Source organism: Flavobacterium sp. xlx-214 (assembly GCF_013874595.1).
Lineage (GTDB): Bacteria > Bacteroidota > Bacteroidia > Flavobacteriales > Flavobacteriaceae > Flavobacterium.
The window spans coordinates 1,743,062-1,762,295 of sequence record NZ_CP059431.1; the positions used below are offsets into that span (position 1 = coordinate 1,743,062).

Sequence of the window (19,234 nt, forward strand, 5' to 3'; positions counted from 1 at the left end):
AAAAAATTTGGTAATCGTTTTATTTTTTATATATTTCGAAAAAATAAACTATGAAAACAAAATTTGACAAAGAATACCCTATAAATGCTTCACCACAGTTGCTGTTTCAGTATATTTCAAGCCCTTCTGGGTTAACTGAATGGTTTGCTGATAATGTAAATTCAAGAGGTGAAATCTTTACATTTATATGGGATGGAAGTGAAGAGAAAGCGAAGTTGGTTGCTAATAAAACCGAAGAAAAAATTAAATTTCGTTGGTTAGATGAAAATGAAAAGGATACAGAATACTATTTTGAATTAAAAATTGTTCTAGATGAACTTACCAAAGATGTAACATTGGTTGTTACCGATTTTGCTGAAGAAGATGATTTAAAAGACCATCAACAGTTGTGGGATAATCAAATTGCCGACTTAAAAAAGATTTTAGGTTCTGCTTAATTAATGGGAAAGCCTTATATTTGCTCTGAATTTTCAGAGCTTTTTTTATGATTAATTTCAACGGTACCTTAGTATCTCATTCAAACGAAAATATTGAAAAAAATAGAGGTTTTTTATACGGCGATGCCGTTTTTGAAACACTTAAAATATTCGAAAATAAAATTCTTTTTTCAGAAGACCATTATTTTAGACTTATGGCTTCTATGCGTATTCTAAGAATGGAAATTCCTATGGAGTTTAATTTAGAATTCATGGAAAACGAAATTTTAAAACTAACCAATCATCTAAATTTAAGTCATGCACGTGTTAGGCTTACCGTTTTTAGAACAGGAACGGGTAGGTATTTACCTAAGCAGCGCACAACTGGTTTTTTAATTACAGCAGAGAGCACTCAAAACATGTATGCTATTTCTGAAGGTAAATATGAAATTGAGATTTATAAAGATTTTCATATCAGTAAAAATTTGCTAAATACGCTAAAAACAACCAATCGTTTGGTAAATATTACAGCTAGTATTTTTGCTGAGGAAAATAGTTACGAAAATTGCTTGTTGATTAATGAGGATAAAAATATTATTGAAGCTATTAACGGAAATGTTTTTGTTGTTAAAGATCAAACAATTGTTACACCACCTGTATCTGATGGTTGCATTAATGGTATTCTAAGAAAAAAACTTATCGATATTATTGTAAAGGATGCTTCTTATACTTTTGAAGAACGTTCAATTTCACCTTTTGAATTGCAAAAAGCCGATGAGATTTTCATAACCAATTGTATACAAGGAATTCAATCGGTTACAAAATACCGCAAAAAAGATTTTACAAATGAAATTGCATCTAAGCTTTTAGTAAAATTGAACGCTCAAATTCGATTTAATTCATAACAGGATCTTCTGGTGCATTGGCCCAGATAATAAATTCATCTCCTAACTCAATCATTAACTCTTTCCATAATTTGGAAGGAGTTTTTTCTAATAAATGATTGGTAAATTGGTTTTCTACACAAGTCCAAGAGTTTTTTTCAATTTCTTCATCTAACTGACCATCTTCCCAACCTGAATATCCTAAAAAGAAACGAACTTCTTTTTGTGTTACCTTGTTTTCTTTTAAAAGATCAAAAAGTACTTCATAATCGCCTCCCCAAAAAATACCGTCTTTAATTTCAATACTATTTGGAATTAAAAGAGGAATGGTGTGTATAAAATACAAATTGTCTTGTTCTACTGGGCCGCCACTATAAATTCTGAAATTAATAAAGGCATCAGGAACAATATCTTGCAAAGAAATGTCTAATGGTCTATTAAGAATAAAACCAATGCTGCCTTTTGGGTTGTGTTCTGCTAATAATAAAACGCTTCTACTAAAAGCAGAGTCTATTAATATAGAAGGATCTGATATTAACAGTTTTCCTTTTGATGGTTTTAACTGTTTCATAACTTTTTTTAATTAAAAGTAAAAAAAAATATAAAAAAAACCACGCATTTGCGTGGTTTTATTATCATAAAAAAGAAAATTATTTTTTCTTTTTAGCTGCAGCTTTAACAGGTGTGTTTACAGAACCATCTAAATCAGCACCAGCTTTAAATTTAACTACTTTTTTAGCAGCAATTTTAATAGCTTTTCCTGTTTGAGGGTTTCTACCTTCTCTTTCAGCTCTTTCAGAAACAGACCAAGATCCAAATCCTACTAAAGAAACTTTATCACCTTTTTTTAAAGTACCTTCAACATTTTTTAAAAATGATTCTAAAGCTAATTTTGCAGCAGCTTTAGTAATTCCTGCATCTTCTGCAATTGCGTCAACTAATTGTGTTTTGTTCATAATAATTTTTTTATTGAGTTAATCATTAACATATACAAATTTAAAAGTTAAATTCAATTGTGCAACTTTTTTTTAATAAAAAGTGTAAAAATATCAATAAAAATCCCCTTTTATGGTTAAATGCAGTGTGCTTTATCTGAAAATTGAATGCCATTTAACAATTCGCTTGCTTTCATTTTCTTTTTTCCAGGAAATTGCAGCGAGTTAATTTGAATAAAACCATCGATTGTAGCAATTGAAATTTCTTTTTTTGAGGTGATGAATTTACCTGGTGTTAATTCGTGCTTTTCAATAATATAAGTTACATCATGAATTTTCACATTCCATTCCATATCATTATCTACTACAATGGTATATGCTGATGGGTACGGATTTAAACCTCTAATATGATTGTAAACTGCTTTACTGTTTTGATTAAAGTTGATTTTGCAATTTTCTTTGTTTAATTTGTAAGCAGTTTTGGTTTCTTCGGCAGGTTGTGTTTGTGTTGTAACAGTTCCCTTTTCAATCATTTTAACGGTCTCTAAAACTGTCGATGCGCCTAAAACCATTAAACGGTCGTGTAATTCGCCGGCTGTTTCGGTAGGTTCAATATTGGTTTCTTTTTTAAGAATAATGGCACCTGTATCAATTTTTTCATCAATAAAAAAAGTAGAAACGCCTGTTTTTTCTTCTCCGTTAATAATAGCCCAGTTTATTGGCGCAGCACCTCTGTAATCGGGTAATAAAGAAGCGTGTAGGTTAAAAGTGCCTAAAATTGGCATGTTCCAAACTACTTTAGGTAACATTCTAAAAGCTACAACTATTTGTAAATTTGCGTTAAGTGCTTTTAATTCTTCTAAAAATTCTTCAGATTTTAAATTGGTTGGCTGTAATACTTTTAAGTTTTTTTCTAAAGCGTATAATTTAACAGCCGATTGATTTAATTTTTGACCACGTCCTGCGGGTTTATCAGGTGCGGTTATAACTCCTGCAATTGTGTAGTTATTTGTATAAAGAGCGTCTAAAATTCCCACCGCAAAATCAGGTGTTCCCATAAAAACGATTCGTAAATTTTCCATTATATTCTTATATAAGTTGCATTTTGGTAAAGGTATTGATTTTCTTCAATCAATTCTTGTAAAGCCTGCGTTAAAGAAGGAATTTTATCAAAATAAAGTTCCTTTAAATTAAAAAGTGATAAGGTGTGGTTTTTAGGATGTTGCAATAAGGTTTCCTTGATAATTTTTACCGTGTTAACTTGCTGCGATTTGTTTTGAATACAAGTAGAACATTTACCACAGTTTTTATTATAGTTTTCATCAAAATAGTTTAAAAGCAAGATGTTTTTGCATGTTTGCGTGTTGGTAACATAGTGCATTATGGCTTTAAATTGTTGCTTTTTTATAGCGTTGTGTTGTATTAAATTTTTAGCCACTCTGTTTATGGTAATATCGTCTTCACGTACCTCATAAAGAACAACAGTAGTATCATTTGGAGCCTGAGAAAAAGTACATACCCCTTGTAATACCCAACTTTGTATGGTTTCTATAATTTTAGTTTCGGGCATTTTAGTGTGCTTTGATAGTTTTGTAATATCAATTGCTGTTTCTATTTCATGTATTCCTTGATAATGGTGTAATATGCTTAAAAATAAAATTTCATCTAAAGAATGATTTGAAAAATAGGCAATAGCACTTTCTGATGATATAATAAAATGTAAATAGCTTTTGTATTGAAACGATTGCTGAAACGAAATGATGGATTGACGATCTAAAAATTCAAATGCTTGAAAGGTTTTGCTTACAGGTAGATTGTATTTTTCGCAAAAATCTTTAAAATTAAAGCGTATGGTTTCATTAAAACCTTCGCCATAAGCAATTTGATGATGGTTTACAAAACGTTTGTAAATTAGCTTGATAAAATCGACATCTAAAATGTTTTGCTCGTGAAAATTAGTTGTTTCATTTATACTTTGCTGATTTAGTAATAAGGTTGCAAACGCTTTTTCACCATCACGACCCGCTCTTCCTGCTTCTTGATAATAACTTTCTAAATTATCTGGTATATGTAAATGAATTACGTTGCGTACATTGGGTTTGTCAATTCCCATTCCAAAAGCATTTGTAGCAACCATAATAGTGGTATCATCATTTATCCAAGCATTTAACTTGTCTTTCTTAGATTTGTAATCTAAACCACCATGAAAAAAATCGGCAGATAAACCGTACGATTTTAAATTTTTAGCTACATCAACAGTCGCTTTTCTACTCTTTACATAAATAATGGCAGGTGCTGTGTTTTTTTTAACTATTTGATATAGAATTTCTTCTGTGTTTTGTTTGAAATAAACACCGTAATAAAGCTCATCTCTTACAAATGATTTTTTTAATATTTTGGGTTGATTTAAATGGCAAAGTGTAATAATATCTTCTTGTACGCGGTTGTTGGCAGAAGCTGTTAAAGCAATGAACGGTACAGTAGGCAGCCATTCTTTTAACGAACCAATTTGCAAATAGGCTGGTCTAAAATCGTGTCCCCATTGCGATACACAATGTGCTTCGTCAATAGCTACTAAATTAATAGGAAGTTGTATTAATCTGCTAATAATCCATTCGTTTTTTAATCGCTCTGGAGCTAGGTAAAGAAATTTGTAATTACCATACAAACAATTATCAAACAAGTTAGAAATTTCATCAACTGATAGGTTTCCTGTTATAGCAAGCGCTTTAATATTGCGGTCTTTTAACTGATTAACCTGATCTTCAATTAAGGCAATTAAAGGCGATATTACCAAACAAATACCATTGTTTAGCAAAGCAGGAATTTGAAAACAAATACTTTTACCGCCACCTGTAGGCAATAATGCTAAAGTATCATTGCCTTGTAAAACCGATTCTATTATTTGCTCTTGAGGATGTTTAAAAGCATCGTGCCCCCAATATTTTTTTAAAATGTGCTGTGCCTCAAACAAAACGTAGTTTTTTGTTCTAATTTAAAGAAAAATTAAATATTATTCAAAATAAATTGAATTCTATTTTCTAAGTTTTCTTTAGGTACTTCAAACAAAGTGTACCCATAATTTTGATACGTTTCTACTAAATGGTTGTGTATTAGTTTTGCTTGTTCAAAGTTTTCATAACGCTCATTATCACTTACATAAATGTCTTGCCAGGGTGGCATAATAAAAATTTTGGTGTAAATGTGTTTTTTACAAGCATCATCAAAAGCAGTAGGGTAGGTGTCGCCAATATAATGCATATATGCTAAAACATCTGGTATGCCACGGTCTAAAAAAACCAAAGCGCTATCATCATTTATAGCATCGGTAAATTGTTTTACGCGCCCTTCTAAAAGTAATTCGCTAAATAATAATGGTTCTTTTAAAAATAACTGATCAACGCCTCTTTTCTGTGCTTCTAAAGTAACTTGTCTAGATATTTCTGGGTAACACGTATATCCTTTATTTGCTAAACCTTCTATAACAGTGGTTTTACCAGAACCTGGTCCACCAATCAGTAAAATTATTTTTTTATCCACTTTTTAAAATCAAAATGCAAATTTAAAAAATATATCAAAAACTAAGCTTTAATTAACAAACGATTATATGTATATTTATGCAATTGTAATGTATATTTGTACTAATTTTTTTAAGTTATGAATCAGAAATCAGAAGAATTTTATACGCGTTTAAAAACCGAACTAGAAAACACAACTAAAGTATGGCCTGCAGAGTATTTATATAAATTTATTGTACCTGCTGATGAGGCTAAAGTTGCCCAAGTAGAGAAAACTTTTAACAATTTGGGAGCAATTATTAGCACAAAAAAATCTAAAAACGGAAACTTTACTAGTATTTCAATAAATGTTGTAATGAAAGATGCAGATGCAATTATTGATAAATACAAAGAGGTTTCAACTATAGAAGGAATTATTTCCTTATAATTACCAAAATTTATGAATTTTAAACCACACGAGGCTATTAGTCAGTTAGAATATAACACCGATCGTAAAGATTTGGTCATACCTGAATATGGCAGGCATTTGCAAAAATTAATAGATCAAGTTATTGTAATTAAAGATAGAGACGAGCGTAATAAAGCGGCGCGTAATGTAATTGATATTATGGGTACTATTAACCCACATTTACGTGATGTGCTTGATTTTCAACATAAATTATGGGATCAGCTTTTTAAAATGTCTCGTTTTGAATTAGATGTTGATTCGCCTTATCCTAAGCCAAATCCCGATTTAAACAAAAACGCACCTATTTTAATTACTTATCCTGCCAACAATCACAAATATCGTTTTTACGGTACCAACATTGTTGATATGATTCACGAAGCTATTTCTTGGGAAGAAGGGGAGAAAAAAGATGCTTTAATTATGGTTATTGCCAACCATATGAAAAAAAGTTATTTAAATTGGAATAAAGATACGGTTGATGATGAGGTTATTTTTAATCATTTATTAGAATTATCAAACGGAAAAATTAATTTGTTAAAGAAGGATGAAGAACTGAACTCTAGAAACAATTTAATGAAACAAAATTCAACTAATAAGAATAATTCGTTTCAAAATCGTCCTAACAACAATAACCAACAAAAAAACAATTCTTTTCAAAATCGCAATAATAACAATGCGTCCAATAATAATGGCAATAGCCAAAAAAGCAATGCATCGTCTAATCAAAACAACAATCAAAAGCGTTTTGTAAAAAAGAATAACAATAATAATCCTAATAACGGAAACGGAAATAATAATTTACCTAAAAACCAAAATAGAAAAACAAATTAATGGGAATTTTTAAAATAGAAGGCGGACATCCATTAAAAGGTGATGTGCAACCGCAAGGTGCTAAAAATGAAGCATTACAGATTTTATGTGCAGTTCTGCTTACCGATGAAAAAGTAACAATAGCCAATATTCCCGATATTATTGATGTAAACAAATTAATATGTTTGTTGGGTAATTTAGGTGTTGCAATAGAGAAAATTAATCGTAATACTTATACGTTTCAATCAAACAAACTTAATTTATCTTATTTAGAATCAGAGCAATTTCGTGAAGAAGGAAAATCATTACGTGGTTCTATTATGATTGTTGGACCTTTATTGGCGCGTTTTGGTAAAGGATACATTCCTAAACCAGGTGGCGATAAAATTGGTCGTAGACGTTTAGATACACACTTTGAAGGTTTCATTAATTTGGGAGCTAAATTTAGATACAACCGCGAAGAATATTTTTATGGTGTTGAAGCTCCAAACGGTTTAACAGGTGCTTATATGTTATTAGATGAAGCATCGGTAACAGGTACAGCTAACATTGTTATGGCAGCCGTTTTGGCAAAAGGCACCACTACTATTTACAATGCAGCTTGTGAGCCTTATTTACAGCAGCTTTGTAAAATGTTAAATGCTATGGGCGCTAAAATTTCTGGTGTAGGATCAAACCTTTTAACTATTGAAGGAGTTGAAGTTTTACATGGTTGTGAGCATACTATTTTACCTGATATGATTGAAATTGGTTCTTGGATTGGTCTTGCAGCTATGACAAGAAGTGAAATTACTATTAAAAATGTAAGTTGGGAGAATTTAGGATTAATACCATCGGCTTTTAGAAAATTAGGAATTACTATTGAAAAAGTAAACGATGATATTTACATTCCTGCGCACACCAATGGTTATGAAATAAAAAACGATATTGATGGTTCTATTTTAACTATTGCAGATGCGCCTTGGCCAGGTTTAACGCCTGATTTGTTGAGTATTTTCTTAGTTGTTGCGGCACAAGCACGTGGAGAAGTATTGATTCATCAAAAAATGTTTGAATCGCGTTTGTTTTTCGTAGATAAATTAATTGATATGGGTGCTAAAATTATTCTTTGTGATCCGCACAGAGCCGTAATTATAGGTCACGATTTTAAATCGCAATTAAAAGCAACCAAAATGTCATCTCCAGATATTCGTGCTGGTATTTCATTATTAATAGCTGCTTTATCTGCAAAAGGAACCAGCGTGATACAAAATATTGATCAAATTGATCGTGGATATGAAAATATTGATGAACGTTTAAGAGCTTTAGGAGCCAAAATTGAGCGTGTTGAATCATAAAAATAGAAAGAGTCTTATAAAAAAAGACTCTTTTTTTGTTTTTAACCTCTTGAAAATGAGTTTTGGTGCAAAAATTATTACGAGGGATTAAAAATTTCGTTTGCTAATTAAAAATTAATGTAGATATTTGCACTCGCAAAGAACAAATGAACTCTTGTGTTTATAGAGTTTAATTTTTTTTAAAAATACCTTGCAGTATTAAAATAAAAATGTAATTTTGCAACCGCTTAAGTAAAGCATTTGGTCCGTTCGTCTAGGGGTTAGGACGCCAGGTTTTCATCCTGGTAACAGGGGTTCGATTCCCCTACGGACTACAAGGTTTCCATCAAACCTAAAAAACGATGGCCCGTTCGTCTATCGGTTAGGACGCCAGGTTTTCATCCTGGTAAGAAGGGTTCGATTCCCTTACGGGCTACAAGGTTTCCATCAAACCTAAAAAGCGATGGCCCGTTCGTCTATCGGTTAGGACGCCAGGTTTTCATCCTGGTAAGAAGGGTTCGATTCCCTTACGGGCTACAAGGTTTCCATCAAACCTAAAAAACGATGGCCCGTTCGTCTATCGGTTAGGACGCCAGGTTTTCATCCTGGTAAGAAGGGTTCGATTCCCTTACGGGCTACTATTAGTTGTAAATTAGTTTTATAAAATACGGGTTAGTGTCTCAATCTTTATTTTATTAGTTAAAACCAAAGTGATTTTATAAATTGTGGGAGGTTTTTCTTTTTTAACTAAAAGTTTTATAATAATTATACAATTAAAAAGATTAAAAAATGGCAAATCACAAGTCAGCTTTAAAAAGAATTAGAAGCAACGAAAAAAAGAGAGTGTTAAACAAATATCAACACAAAACAACACGTAACGCAATTAAAGCATTACGTTTGATTGAAGAGAAAACAGAAGCTGCTGCAAAATTAGTAGTTGTTAGCTCAATGATTGATAAGTTAGCAAAAAAGAATATTATTCACTCTAACAAAGCAGCTAATTTAAAATCTAAATTAACAAAACACGTTAACGCACTTTAATTCGTTAATGTTTAGATAATAGAACACTTAAGCTCTCCTTAACGAGGGCTTTTTGTGGTTTTTACTGTTATCTATACATATAAGAAACCATATTTTATGTCAGAAATTAGAAACATCGCAATTATTGCGCACGTTGACCACGGTAAAACTACTATGGTTGACAAAATTATGTACCACTGTCAGTTGTTCAGAGAGAACGAAAATACAGGAGATTTAATACTTGATAATAACGATATTGAGCGTGAACGTGGTATTACCATTGTATCAAAAAACGTTTCAGTACAATATAAAGGAACAAAAATTAACATTATTGATACTCCTGGGCACGCGGATTTTGGTGGAGAAGTAGAACGCGTTTTAAATATGGCCGATGGTGTTTTATTAATTGTAGATGCTTTTGAAGGACCAATGCCTCAAACGCGTTTCGTATTACAAAAAGCAATTGAATTAGGTTTAAAACCATGTGTGGTTATTAATAAAGTTGATAAAGAAAACTGTACCCCAGACGAAGTTCACGAAAAAGTTTTTGACTTGATGTTTGAATTAGGTGCTGAAGAGTGGCAATTAGATTTCCCTGCTGTTTATGGTTCCGCTAAAAATAACTGGATGTCTACAGATTGGAAAAATCAAACCGATTCAATGGAAGCATTGTTAGAAATGGTAATTGATCATATTCCAGCTGCTGAACAAAAAGTAGGTACACCTCAAATGTTAATTACTTCTTTAGATTTCTCTTCATTCACAGGTCGTATCGCAATTGGTCGTTTACACCGTGGTGTTTTACGTGAAGGTATGCAAGTATCTTTAATTAAACGTGAAGGTGGTATTGTAAAATCTAAAATTAAAGAACTTTATACTTTTGAAGGTTTAGGCCGTATGAAGGTTGAAGAAGTTAAAGCAGGAGATATTTGTGCTGTTGTTGGTTTAGAAGGTTTTGAAATTGGTGATTGTATTGCTGATATCGAAAATCCTGAAGGATTACAAACCATCACAATTGATGAGCCTACTATGAGTATGTTATTTACTATTAACGATTCGCCTTTCTTTGGTAAAGAGGGTAAATTTGTAACATCTCGTCATATTAAAGATCGTTTAACAAAAGAATTAGAAAAGAACTTAGCATTACGTGTTAATGAAACTGATTCTGCTGATAAATTCATGGTTTTTGGTCGTGGGGTTCTTCACTTGTCTGTTTTAATTGAAACAATGCGTCGTGAAGGATATGAATTGCAAATTGGTCAACCACAAGTTATCATCAAAGAAATCGATGGTAAGAAATGTGAGCCAATTGAGGAATTAACAATTGATATTCCTGAAAACTTATCTGGGCGTGCTGTTGAATTTGTAACCTTACGTAAAGGTGAAATGTTATCAATGGAACCAAAAGGTGAGCGTATGATTATTAAATTTAATATCCCATCGCGTGGTATTATTGGTTTACGTAATCAATTATTAACTGCTACAGCTGGTGAGGCAATTATGGCACACCGTTTCTTAGAATATCAACCATATAAAGGCGAAATTGCTGGACGTAACAATGGTTCTTTAATTTCTATGGAAAACGGTAAAGCAATTCCTTATTCTATTGATAAATTACAAGATCGTGGTAAATTCTTTGTTGATCCTAATGAGGATATTTACGAAGGACAGGTTATTGGAGAGAACACACGTTCTGATGATATGACTGTTAACGTTACTAAAACGAAAAAATTATCAAACGTACGTTCTTCAGGAGCTGATGATAAAGCAAGAATTATTCCTGCTATTAAATTCTCTTTAGAAGAAGCGTTAGAATACATTCAAAAAGATGAGTATGTTGAGGTAACACCAAAATCATTACGTTTACGTAAAATCTATTTGAACGAAACAGATAGAAAGCGTTTCAAAAACGATTAATCATAAAAAATCCCGAAACTTAGTTTCGGGATTTTTTATTACTTAATACTTTCAAAATTTCGTTTAACAAAAATGATAGTGTTTTTTTGTTAAGAAGAGTGATGCTAATTATAGAAAAGTATCAATAAAAAAAACGAGTCATTTTGAAAATGACCCGTTAAGGGTGAGAGACGGGTCTCGAACCCGCGACCTTCGGAACCACAATCCGACGCTCTAACCAACTGAGCTACAATCACCGTTTGTGAGTTTTATTTAAAAAGCCAACTCTGAGCTTTTGGGTGAAAGACGGGTCTCGAACCCGCGACCTTCGGAACCACAATCCGACGCTCTAACCAACTGAGCTACAATCACCGTGTTTGATTAACGAGTGCAAATATACAGCTATTTCAGTGCTTCGCAAACATTTTTTTTATTTTTTTACTTCAAATCTCCTAAGCTATTGACAGCCACATATCTTTCAACTGTAAATCCTTCAGCATAATCCGCAAAAACCAATCTACCTAAGTCTTTTGCGCGGTATTCAATGCTCTCAGTAAAGTTCTTTGTTGCTATTGGAGATACAGGTTCGTTTGAATTTGGATCATAAAACTGAGAACTATATGCCATTACAGCATCTATTTTTTGTTGCATAAAATCAGACACATCTACTACAAAATCAGGTTCAATATTTTTCCACTGAATGTAATGATAAACTAATTTTGGTCGCCAAGCTTCTTGACTTACTCCATCTAATGAAGTTTCGATTCTTCTTAAACCTGATAAAAAACAAGCGTCAGAAACCAACTTGCTTCCCTTACCGTGATCAATATGACGGTCATCAATAGCATTACATAATACTATTTCGGGTTGGTATTTACGAATCATTTTGATGATTTCTAATTGATGCTTATCATCATTTGTAAAAAAACCATCTCTAAAAGCTAAGTTTTCACGAGCCGAAACTCCTAATATTTTAGCTGCAGCTGCTGCCTCTTGATCTCTAATTTCAGCTGAACCACGTGTACCTAATTCACCACGAGTTAAATCAATGATTCCTACTTTTTTTCCTAACGAAATTTCTTTTGCTATTGTTGCTCCGCATCCTAATTCAACATCGTCTGGATGTGCGCCAAAAGCCAATATATCTAATTTCATAAAATACTTTTTACCGTTTTACTTTTGTTTACTGTTTCATAATACTCGCTTTCGGGATCACTGTCTTTATTCACTCCGCCCCCCAAAAACAAAAATGCTTTGTTATTTGAAATCTTCATACAACGCAAATTTACAAACAGATCGGTTTTATTTGCATAATCTAGATTATCTATTTGCCATTCTCCTAAATAACCTCCATAATATTCTCTAGCATAGCCTTCATTTTCAACTATAAACTTTCTTGCTTCATCTTTTGGAAAACCGCACAATGCAGGAGTAGGATGCAAAGCATCAACCACTTTATATTTAGAACTTTCGTCTAATAATTCAGCTTCAATATCTGTTTTAATATGTAATAAAGTACCTGCTTTAAAGGTATAAGGTTTTGATTGATGTATTTCTTTACATAAACCACTTAATCCATTGACAATAAAAAGAGTAACTATATTTTGCTCTTCTATTTCTTTAAGTCCCCAAGTTGCCGTATTTAGATCGTTATTATCAGCTACCATAGTGCCTGCTAAAGCAACTGTTTGTACTTTATTATTGTTTATTTTAAGCAATTGTTCTGGTGTAGCACCCATCCACATTCCTACTTTAGGATGAAACCACCAATAAACAAATGCAGTAGGATATTTTTTTAGAAAACGATTAAAATAAGTTTCATAAAGTTGCGCATCAATTGTAACTTCTTCCTTGCGCGACAATACTATTTTTTGAATAACACCTTCATTTATTGTATCAATTCCTTTTTGAACCAATTGTATATGAAAATCTTTATTAACCGTTTTGCTTTCTAACTTTATTTCTTGCGATGAAAATGAAACATCTGTACTAAAATCTTCTTGAAACAAGTCACAATTTTCAGGATAAAAAACTACTTTATCCTCACCAACAAAAGGAGCAAATACAAAACACGATTTATTTAATACAGAACTAACATCTAATGTATTTGTTTTTTGAAACCAACCGTTTACTAAAGTTTCATTCGGTTTTCTGTACAAAACAAAGGGCAATTGTTCTTTTAAGGCTTTTTGTAGAAATGTTTTGATCACAATTTTGGTAAAATCATATTAGACAATTTACATAACGAAATAAGTTTTCCTTCTTCGTCGGTAATTTTAATTTCCCACAAATGCAAACGACTTCCTTTATGAATGATTTTAGCGGTAGCAAAAACTTCCCCCTCTTTTTTACTTCTTAAATGATTAGCCGAAATTTCAATACCGCGTACTTCAAATTGTTTTAAATCAACAAAAAGCATAGAAGCAGCACTACCCACACTTTCTGCTAATGCCACCGATGCGCCACCGTGTAACAAGCCCATTGGTTGATGTACTTTACTATTAACGGGCATTTTGGCTGTTAAAAAATCATCTCCAACATCAATGTACTCAATATTTAAAGTTTCCATTAATGTATTTTTACTCATATTTTTACACAGTTCTAAAATTTCTGCTTTGCTCATATTTTTAATTTTGATCTAAAATTACCAAATATCCTGCTATAAAAGCTTAATTATTTACAAGTTTTATGAAAACAAAACAAGCAGCTTTCCATATATAATTTGTAATTTTGTGTACTTTAAAAATTTTTATGGAAGATATAAATAAGGAAGTTTTTGAGGCTTACGAAGTTATAAAAAACGGCGGAATCATTTTATATCCAACCGATACCGTTTGGGGATTGGGTTGCGATGCTACTAATGAAGAAGCTGTAAAAAAAATATATGCATTAAAAAAACGTGCAGAAAGTAAAAGCATGATTTGTTTGGTAAATGGCGATAGATTGCTGTATCAAGTGTTTCGTAACATTCCGCAAGTTGCATTTGATATTTTAGATTGTTCTGAAAAACCAACTACTTTGGTATTAGATAATCCGCAAAATGTAGCTAAAAATTTAATTTCAGAAGATAATTCATTGGGAATTCGTATTGTTAATACTCCTTTCGTATTCAAATTAATCGAGCGTATGAAACGTCCTTTGGTATCTACATCGGCTAATATTAGTGGCGCACCTACACCAACACAGTTTTCTGAAATAGATCAAGAAATCATTAACGGAGTTGATTATATAGTAAAGTTAGATCAAACCAAAGTTTCCAAAAAATCATCAACGGTTATCAAATTAACAACCGATTCACAAGTAACCATTTTAAGAAAGTAATGATTGTATCTCCTAATTATAAAGACGCTTTACACCTACCTATTTTCGATATTATTTCTAAGGCTGCAGCCTTATTAAATGTTGAAGTTTATGTAATTGGTGGCTATGTTAGAGATTTTATTTTAGAGCGTGGCACAAAAAAAGATATTGATGTGGTAGCTGTTGGTAGTGGTATTGATTTGGCTTTAAAAGTGTCTGAGTTAATTCCGCATCATCCAAAAGTTCAAGTTTTTAAAAATTACGGAACAGCTATGTTGCGTTTTGATGATATGGATATTGAATTTGTTGGTGCACGTAAAGAATCGTATCGCCAAGAAAGTAGAAATCCGTTGGTTGAAGACGGCACTTTACAAGACGATCAAAACCGAAGAGATTTTACCATAAACGCAATGGCTTTTTCGTTAAACGAACAAAATTTTGGTGATTTAGTTGATCCTTTTGATGGAATGGTTGATTTAGAAAATAAATTAATCCGTACACCTCTTGATCCAGACATTACCTATTCTGACGATCCGTTGCGTATGATGCGTGCCATTCGATTTGCTAATCAATTAAATTTTACAATTGAAGAAAAGTCATTAGAAGCCATTAGTAGAAATGCAGAACGCATCAAAATTATTTCAGGTGAACGCATTGTTGAAGAATTAAATAAAATTTTAGAAACCTCAAAGCCTTCTATTGGTTTTCTATTGTTATACAAAACAGGTTTGTTAACTATTATTCTACCAGAATTAACTGCTTTAAATAATGTTGAAGAAGTAGAAGGGCATACACATAAAAATAATTTTTATCATACGTTAGAAGTAGTTGATAATATTTGCCCAAACACCGATGATTTATGGTTGCGATGGTCTGCTTTGTTACACGATATAGGTAAAGCACCTACAAAAAAATTCCACAAAAAAAATGGATGGACTTTTCACGGGCACGAGTTTTTAGGCGGAAAAATGGTAAAACGTATTTTTCAACGCTTACACATGCCTTTAAATCATAAGATGCGTTTTGTTCAAAAAATGGTAAGTATGAGTTCGCGCCCAATTGTAATTGCAGAAGATAAAGTTACTGATTCTGCTGTGCGCCGTTTGGTATTTGATGCAGGTGAAGATGTAGAGAATCTTTTAACATTATGTGAAGCAGATATTACAACAAAAAACGCAAAGAAATTTAAAAAATACCACAATAACTTTAAAATTGTTCGAACTAAAATTGTTGAAGTTGAAGAGCGCGATCATGTACGTAATTTTCAACCTCCAATAACAGGAGAAGAAGTTATGGAAATTTTTAATTTACCTCCTTCTCGTGAAATCGGACAAATAAAAGATGCTATAAAAGAAGCCATATTAGAAGGTGAAATTCCTAACGAATATAGCGCTGCTTATGACTTTATGGTTAAAAAAGCAGCTTCATTGGGTTTATCGCCTGTAAAATCCTAAATTATAAAACATGGAAAACAAATCATTTATTCGTTGGGCAAAAATCACTTTAGTATTAATTTACTTGGTAATTATTGCAGGTGCAACCGTGCGTATGACAGGATCTGGAATGGGATGCCCCGATTGGCCGAAATGTTTTGGATATTATGTACCACCAACCAACGTACAAGAGTTACTATGGGAGCCTAATCATGCCTATGAAAAAGGACAAGTAATTATTAAAGACGAAAAATTGTGGGTAGCTAATAAAGATTTTACTTCAAAAGACGTATATCAAAATACCAATTGGGATGCTTACACCAAACACGACTATGCTGTTTTTAACGTTTACCATACTTGGGTTGAATATATCAATAGATTATGTGGTGCTTTGGCTGGTTTGGCTTGTTTGGTTTTATTTTTCAAGTCTTTTAGCTATTGGAAAACAAAAAAGTCTATTGTACTATGGTCTGGTATTGTATTGTTTTTATTAATGTTTAATGCTTGGTTAGGTGCAACGGTTGTTTATTCGGTATTAAATCCTATAAAAATAACTACCCATATGATTGCTGCCTTATTAAATGTAGCAGCATTATTGTATTTAATTCATTTAGTCAAAACAAAGGATGTTTACACAACCAATTATGATACACCATTTAAAGTATTTTCATGGGTTGCAATGATTTTTACTTTAATACAAATTGGCTTAGGAACACAAGTAAGACAATTTATTGATGAACAAACCCAAAGCGGTATTACTGATGTATCTTTATGGTTACAAAACCCTGATGTTACTTTTTATATACACAGAACATTTTCTTTTGTGATATTTTTTGTAAATCTTTATCTTTTTTTAAGAAATAAACGTCTTAATTTAGGCAATAAAAAAATAAACTGGGTTTTATTGTTACTTATTGTAGAGGTAGTTACGGGTATTTTAATGTATTATATTCATTTTCCTTTTGGCACACAAGCAGCACATTTGATTTTAGCAGCTACAATGTTTGGTTTACAGTTTAGTATTTTATTTGAAATGAAAAAGAATGATCGTTAAAACTTACAACATATAATCATCATAAAATAGCTGTATTCTTTTTTAGAATGCAGCTATTATTAGTTAATAAACATATGAAAAAAATTACTCTTGTATTAATATCGTTATTTTTAACAACTAATTTATGGGCTAATTCACCTCCTTTAGGCGGATGGTACATGTATTTTGGAAATACAACATTTAAAGATTCTAAGTGGAAAGCCAATTATGATGTACAATATCGAAATCACGAATTAGCATCTGATTTAAACCAATTGGTTGTTCGTACTTCTGCTCAATATCAGGTTATGAATAACTTAAATGTTGCTCTTGGTTATGCTTATGTACATTCAGAACATATCAATACTCCTGATTTACCTTATTATGAGAACAGAATATTTCAAGATGTATCAACACAACAAAATTATGGCGCTTCTGTATTGAAGCATCGTTTTAGATTAGAGCAACGTTTTATTGAAAACCAAGATTATAAATCTCGAATTCGTTATCAACTAGGAATTGAAATACCTGTTTATAAGAATGAAGAAAAAAATCAATCAATATATACCACAGCTTACAATGAAGTTTTTATGAATCTTGATAAGGCATCTAGAAGTAAAAATGCTTTTGATAGAAACAGATTGTACTTAGGCGCAGGTTACAAGTTTAACAAAGATGTAAGCATGCAAATTGGCTGGATGAATCAAATGTTACAAAAACAATCTTATCAACAACTAATGATTTCTTTACATCATAGTTTATCTATAAAATAAAAGTTAACGTTTTGTACCTATGTTAGAAGATAAGAATTAAACAGGTTTGTTATATTTGTTTAAACAAACAAATATAACAAACCTGTTTATTCATTTTTTATTCCTGCTTTTCTTTTTTTGTTTGTATGGATAAATTCGTTTATTGGAACTACTGATTATACAAATTGGTGAATAGAAAATATTCTTAATTTTTTAACTGTTATTGCTTTATTGGTAAGTTATAAATACTACAAATTTTCTGCGATAAGTTATGTTTTAATGTTTCTATTTTTGGCAATGCATGTTTACGGTTCAAAATATACCTATGCTGATAATTTATTTGGTTATTGGTGCAAAGAAACACTGCAATTAAAAAGAAATCCGTACGATAGAATGGTTCATTTTGCATTTGGATTTTTATTGTACTTTCCTTTAAAAGAGCTTTTTATTACTGTTTTTAAATATCCCAAAAATTTAGCCTTTTACTTGCCAATTGTTTTAATTTTAGCTTTAGCTGGAGGATTTGAAGTGATAGAATGGTTGGTTGCCGATGTTTTCTTTAAAGAACATGGTGAAAGTTACTTAGGAACGCAAGGTGATATTTGGGACGCACAAAAAGATATTGCGCTTGCATTTGTTGGTAGTGTGCTAGCAGCAATTATATTTATAAAAAAAAGTGCCTTTAAATAGGCACTTTTTTATTTAGTTTAATGTAGCTAAACGTTCATTAACTTTATTCCAATCTATTAAATTCCAGTAGCTATCAATATATTTAGGTCGCTCATTTTTATATTTTAAATAATAAGCATGCTCCCAAACATCTAAATTCATTACAGGAAATCCTTTAACTTCGGCATTTGGCATTAATGGATTGTCTTGATTAACCGATGTTGTAATTTTTAATTTTCCACTTGCATCAGAAATTAGCCAAACCCATCCTGAACCAAATAAATTTTTACCTGCATCGGTAAATTGTGTTTTAAAAACATCAAAACTACCAAAGTCTCTAGTGATTAATTCGGCAATTTTACCTGTAGGATTTCCGCCTGCTTTAGGACCAATAATCTCCCAAAAAATATTGTGGTTGTAGTAGCCTCCTGCATTGTTTCTTAAAGCTCCGTTTTTTAAATCAACATTTTTTAAGATGTCTTCAATGCTCATTTTTTCCATAGGTGTACCTTTAATAGCAGTATTTAATTTGTTGCAGTACCCTAAATGATGCTTGCTGTAATGTGTTTCTACGGTTGCACCATCCATGTAAGGATCTAAATCGTTGTAACCATAATTTAATCCTTTCATTTGAAAAGTACCTGGATCTGCCGTAACTGTTTTAGGATCTGCTGTAGAAGTGTTTGATGCTACTTCTTCTGTCTGTTTTTTTTCTATTGTTGTTGTACTAACTTCTTTTTTTTCAGTACAGCTTGTAAATAGAACAAGCGCTAAACCTAAAGTGATTACAATTTTATTCATGAT

The 19,234-nt window shown here is 31.7% G+C and carries 21 protein-coding genes and 6 tRNA genes; 16 read left to right on the top strand and 11 right to left on the bottom strand.

The features are described 5' to 3' along the window. Positions 1–50 precede the first annotated feature (50 nt). The gene (locus H1R17_RS08160; RefSeq protein ID WP_163432393.1) at positions 51–437 is read left to right on the top strand and encodes an START-like domain-containing protein; all 387 of its coding nucleotides are present in this window, start codon (positions 51–53) and stop codon (positions 435–437) included. Positions 438–484: 47 nt separating this feature from the next. Then, positions 485–1,321, top strand: coding sequence for an aminotransferase class IV (locus H1R17_RS08165; protein WP_163432392.1), 837 nt, complete (start codon positions 485–487; stop codon positions 1,319–1,321). On the opposite strand, the gene H1R17_RS08170 is transcribed toward H1R17_RS08165, so the two are convergent. The 5 genes from H1R17_RS08170 to H1R17_RS08190 form a co-directional block, all read right to left on the bottom strand. Then, the gene (locus tag H1R17_RS08170) at positions 1,311–1,871 is read right to left on the bottom strand and encodes a YqgE/AlgH family protein (protein WP_163432391.1); all 561 of its coding nucleotides are present in this window, start codon (positions 1,869–1,871) and stop codon (positions 1,311–1,313) included. The genes H1R17_RS08165 and H1R17_RS08170 overlap by 11 nt on opposite strands. Before the next feature lie 79 nt (positions 1,872–1,950). Continuing rightward, positions 1,951–2,256 (bottom strand): HU family DNA-binding protein, encoded by a 306-nt coding sequence (locus H1R17_RS08175; protein WP_163432390.1) that lies wholly within the window; start codon positions 2,254–2,256, stop codon positions 1,951–1,953. A 116-nt stretch (positions 2,257–2,372) separates the two neighbouring features. Further along, a complete protein-coding gene (gene fmt, locus H1R17_RS08180) occupies positions 2,373–3,317 on the bottom strand; it encodes a methionyl-tRNA formyltransferase (protein WP_163432389.1) in 945 nt (314 codons plus the stop codon). Further along, entirely contained in the window at positions 3,317–5,209 is a 1,893-nt protein-coding gene (locus H1R17_RS08185) for an ATP-dependent DNA helicase RecQ (protein WP_163432388.1), read from the bottom strand. The genes fmt and H1R17_RS08185 overlap by 1 nt, the downstream gene beginning before the upstream one ends. Before the next feature lie 32 nt (positions 5,210–5,241). Beyond that, entirely contained in the window at positions 5,242–5,775 is a 534-nt protein-coding gene (locus H1R17_RS08190; protein ID WP_163432387.1) for an AAA family ATPase, read from the bottom strand. Between the two features lie 117 nt (positions 5,776–5,892). On the opposite strand from H1R17_RS08190, the gene H1R17_RS08195 reads away from it, so the two are divergent. From H1R17_RS08195 to typA, 9 genes are all read left to right on the top strand, one after another. Next, the gene (locus H1R17_RS08195) at positions 5,893–6,180 is read left to right on the top strand and encodes a DUF493 family protein (RefSeq protein ID WP_163432386.1); all 288 of its coding nucleotides are present in this window, start codon (positions 5,893–5,895) and stop codon (positions 6,178–6,180) included. A 12-nt stretch (positions 6,181–6,192) separates the two neighbouring features. Next, positions 6,193–7,032, top strand: a complete 840-nt coding sequence (locus tag H1R17_RS08200) for a DUF4290 domain-containing protein (protein WP_163432385.1) — start codon at positions 6,193–6,195, stop codon at positions 7,030–7,032. After that, positions 7,032–8,348 carry a UDP-N-acetylglucosamine 1-carboxyvinyltransferase gene (gene murA, locus H1R17_RS08205; RefSeq protein WP_163432384.1) on the top strand — a complete coding sequence of 439 codons (1,317 nt, stop codon included), beginning with the start codon at positions 7,032–7,034 and terminating at the stop codon, positions 8,346–8,348. Before H1R17_RS08200 ends, murA begins: the two co-directional genes overlap by 1 nt. Positions 8,349–8,590: 242 nt before the next feature. Next, a tRNA-Glu gene (locus H1R17_RS08210) sits at positions 8,591–8,662 on the top strand. A gap of 29 nt (positions 8,663–8,691) precedes the next feature. Then, positions 8,692–8,763, top strand: a tRNA-Glu gene (locus tag H1R17_RS08215). A 29-nt stretch (positions 8,764–8,792) separates the two neighbouring features. Beyond that, positions 8,793–8,864: transfer RNA gene (locus H1R17_RS08220), tRNA-Glu, on the top strand. A gap of 29 nt (positions 8,865–8,893) precedes the next feature. After that, positions 8,894–8,965: transfer RNA gene (locus H1R17_RS08225), tRNA-Glu, on the top strand. 151 nt (positions 8,966–9,116) lie between these two features. Next, complete coding sequence (gene rpsT, locus H1R17_RS08230; RefSeq protein ID WP_163432383.1) at positions 9,117–9,368, top strand: 30S ribosomal protein S20; 252 nt, start codon at positions 9,117–9,119, stop codon at positions 9,366–9,368. A gap of 96 nt (positions 9,369–9,464) precedes the next feature. Continuing rightward, complete coding sequence (gene typA / locus H1R17_RS08235; protein ID WP_163432382.1) at positions 9,465–11,264, top strand: translational GTPase TypA; 1,800 nt, start codon at positions 9,465–9,467, stop codon at positions 11,262–11,264. Between the two features lie 161 nt (positions 11,265–11,425). Here typA and H1R17_RS08240 read toward each other — a convergent pair. From H1R17_RS08240 to H1R17_RS08260, 5 genes are all read right to left on the bottom strand, one after another. Further along, positions 11,426–11,501 (bottom strand) — tRNA-His (locus tag H1R17_RS08240). A 39-nt stretch (positions 11,502–11,540) separates the two neighbouring features. After that, positions 11,541–11,616 (bottom strand) — tRNA-His (locus H1R17_RS08245). Positions 11,617–11,681: 65 nt separating this feature from the next. Next, positions 11,682–12,398 carry a bacillithiol biosynthesis deacetylase BshB1 gene (gene bshB1, locus H1R17_RS08250; protein WP_163432381.1) on the bottom strand — a complete coding sequence of 239 codons (717 nt, stop codon included), beginning with the start codon at positions 12,396–12,398 and terminating at the stop codon, positions 11,682–11,684. Next, on the bottom strand, positions 12,395–13,453 hold the full coding sequence (locus H1R17_RS08255; protein ID WP_163432380.1) for a chorismate-binding protein: 1,059 nt from the start codon (positions 13,451–13,453) through the stop codon (positions 12,395–12,397). Before H1R17_RS08255 ends, bshB1 begins: the two co-directional genes overlap by 4 nt. Further along, complete coding sequence (locus tag H1R17_RS08260) at positions 13,450–13,866, bottom strand: PaaI family thioesterase (protein WP_163432379.1); 417 nt, start codon at positions 13,864–13,866, stop codon at positions 13,450–13,452. The genes H1R17_RS08255 and H1R17_RS08260 overlap by 4 nt, the downstream gene beginning before the upstream one ends. 128 nt (positions 13,867–13,994) lie before the next feature. Between H1R17_RS08260 and H1R17_RS08265 the strand changes: the two genes are divergently transcribed. The 5 genes from H1R17_RS08265 to H1R17_RS08285 all read left to right on the top strand — a co-directional run bounded on the left by H1R17_RS08265 (position 13,995) and on the right by H1R17_RS08285 (position 18,451). Then, complete coding sequence (locus tag H1R17_RS08265) at positions 13,995–14,564, top strand: L-threonylcarbamoyladenylate synthase (protein WP_163432378.1); 570 nt, start codon at positions 13,995–13,997, stop codon at positions 14,562–14,564. Further along, positions 14,564–15,997 carry a CCA tRNA nucleotidyltransferase gene (locus tag H1R17_RS08270; RefSeq protein ID WP_163432377.1) on the top strand — a complete coding sequence of 478 codons (1,434 nt, stop codon included), beginning with the start codon at positions 14,564–14,566 and terminating at the stop codon, positions 15,995–15,997. The genes H1R17_RS08265 and H1R17_RS08270 overlap by 1 nt, the downstream gene beginning before the upstream one ends. Before the next feature lie 10 nt (positions 15,998–16,007). After that, entirely contained in the window at positions 16,008–17,030 is a 1,023-nt protein-coding gene (locus tag H1R17_RS08275) for a heme A synthase (protein ID WP_163432376.1), read from the top strand. Positions 17,031–17,104: 74 nt separating this feature from the next. Beyond that, the gene (locus H1R17_RS08280) at positions 17,105–17,782 is read left to right on the top strand and encodes a DUF2490 domain-containing protein (RefSeq protein ID WP_163432375.1); all 678 of its coding nucleotides are present in this window, start codon (positions 17,105–17,107) and stop codon (positions 17,780–17,782) included. A 201-nt stretch (positions 17,783–17,983) separates the two neighbouring features. After that, positions 17,984–18,451: a DUF2238 domain-containing protein gene (locus tag H1R17_RS08285; RefSeq protein WP_255489063.1), complete on the top strand. Its 468-nt coding sequence runs from the start codon at positions 17,984–17,986 to the stop codon at positions 18,449–18,451. A 12-nt stretch (positions 18,452–18,463) separates the two neighbouring features. Here the strand turns inward: H1R17_RS08285 and H1R17_RS08290 are convergent, their stop codons facing one another. Next, complete coding sequence (locus tag H1R17_RS08290) at positions 18,464–19,231, bottom strand: superoxide dismutase (RefSeq protein ID WP_163432374.1); 768 nt, start codon at positions 19,229–19,231, stop codon at positions 18,464–18,466. Positions 19,232–19,234 lie beyond the last annotated feature (3 nt).

What these genes read in the sequence shown, in the direction of transcription:
- H1R17_RS08160 (WP_163432393.1), top strand. Translation starts at nt 51, where the DNA reads ATGAAAACAAAATTTGACAAAGAATACCCTATAAATGCTTCACCACAG.
- H1R17_RS08165 (WP_163432392.1), top strand. Translation starts at nt 485, where the DNA reads ATGATTAATTTCAACGGTACCTTAGTATCTCATTCAAACGAAAATATT.
- H1R17_RS08170 (WP_163432391.1), bottom strand. Translation starts at nt 1,871, where the DNA reads ATGAAACAGTTAAAACCATCAAAAGGAAAACTGTTAATATCAGATCCT.
- H1R17_RS08175 (WP_163432390.1), bottom strand. Translation starts at nt 2,256, where the DNA reads ATGAACAAAACACAATTAGTTGACGCAATTGCAGAAGATGCAGGAATT.
- fmt (WP_163432389.1), bottom strand. Translation starts at nt 3,317, where the DNA reads ATGGAAAATTTACGAATCGTTTTTATGGGAACACCTGATTTTGCGGTG.
- H1R17_RS08195 (WP_163432386.1), top strand. Translation starts at nt 5,893, where the DNA reads ATGAATCAGAAATCAGAAGAATTTTATACGCGTTTAAAAACCGAACTA.
- H1R17_RS08200 (WP_163432385.1), top strand. Translation starts at nt 6,193, where the DNA reads ATGAATTTTAAACCACACGAGGCTATTAGTCAGTTAGAATATAACACC.
- murA (WP_163432384.1), top strand. Translation starts at nt 7,032, where the DNA reads ATGGGAATTTTTAAAATAGAAGGCGGACATCCATTAAAAGGTGATGTG.
- rpsT (WP_163432383.1), top strand. Translation starts at nt 9,117, where the DNA reads ATGGCAAATCACAAGTCAGCTTTAAAAAGAATTAGAAGCAACGAAAAA.
- typA (WP_163432382.1), top strand. Translation starts at nt 9,465, where the DNA reads ATGTCAGAAATTAGAAACATCGCAATTATTGCGCACGTTGACCACGGT.
- bshB1 (WP_163432381.1), bottom strand. Translation starts at nt 12,398, where the DNA reads ATGAAATTAGATATATTGGCTTTTGGCGCACATCCAGACGATGTTGAA.
- H1R17_RS08260 (WP_163432379.1), bottom strand. Translation starts at nt 13,866, where the DNA reads ATGAGCAAAGCAGAAATTTTAGAACTGTGTAAAAATATGAGTAAAAAT.
- H1R17_RS08265 (WP_163432378.1), top strand. Translation starts at nt 13,995, where the DNA reads ATGGAAGATATAAATAAGGAAGTTTTTGAGGCTTACGAAGTTATAAAA.
- H1R17_RS08270 (WP_163432377.1), top strand. Translation starts at nt 14,564, where the DNA reads ATGATTGTATCTCCTAATTATAAAGACGCTTTACACCTACCTATTTTC.
- H1R17_RS08275 (WP_163432376.1), top strand. Translation starts at nt 16,008, where the DNA reads ATGGAAAACAAATCATTTATTCGTTGGGCAAAAATCACTTTAGTATTA.
- H1R17_RS08280 (WP_163432375.1), top strand. Translation starts at nt 17,105, where the DNA reads ATGAAAAAAATTACTCTTGTATTAATATCGTTATTTTTAACAACTAAT.
- H1R17_RS08290 (WP_163432374.1), bottom strand. Translation starts at nt 19,231, where the DNA reads ATGAATAAAATTGTAATCACTTTAGGTTTAGCGCTTGTTCTATTTACA.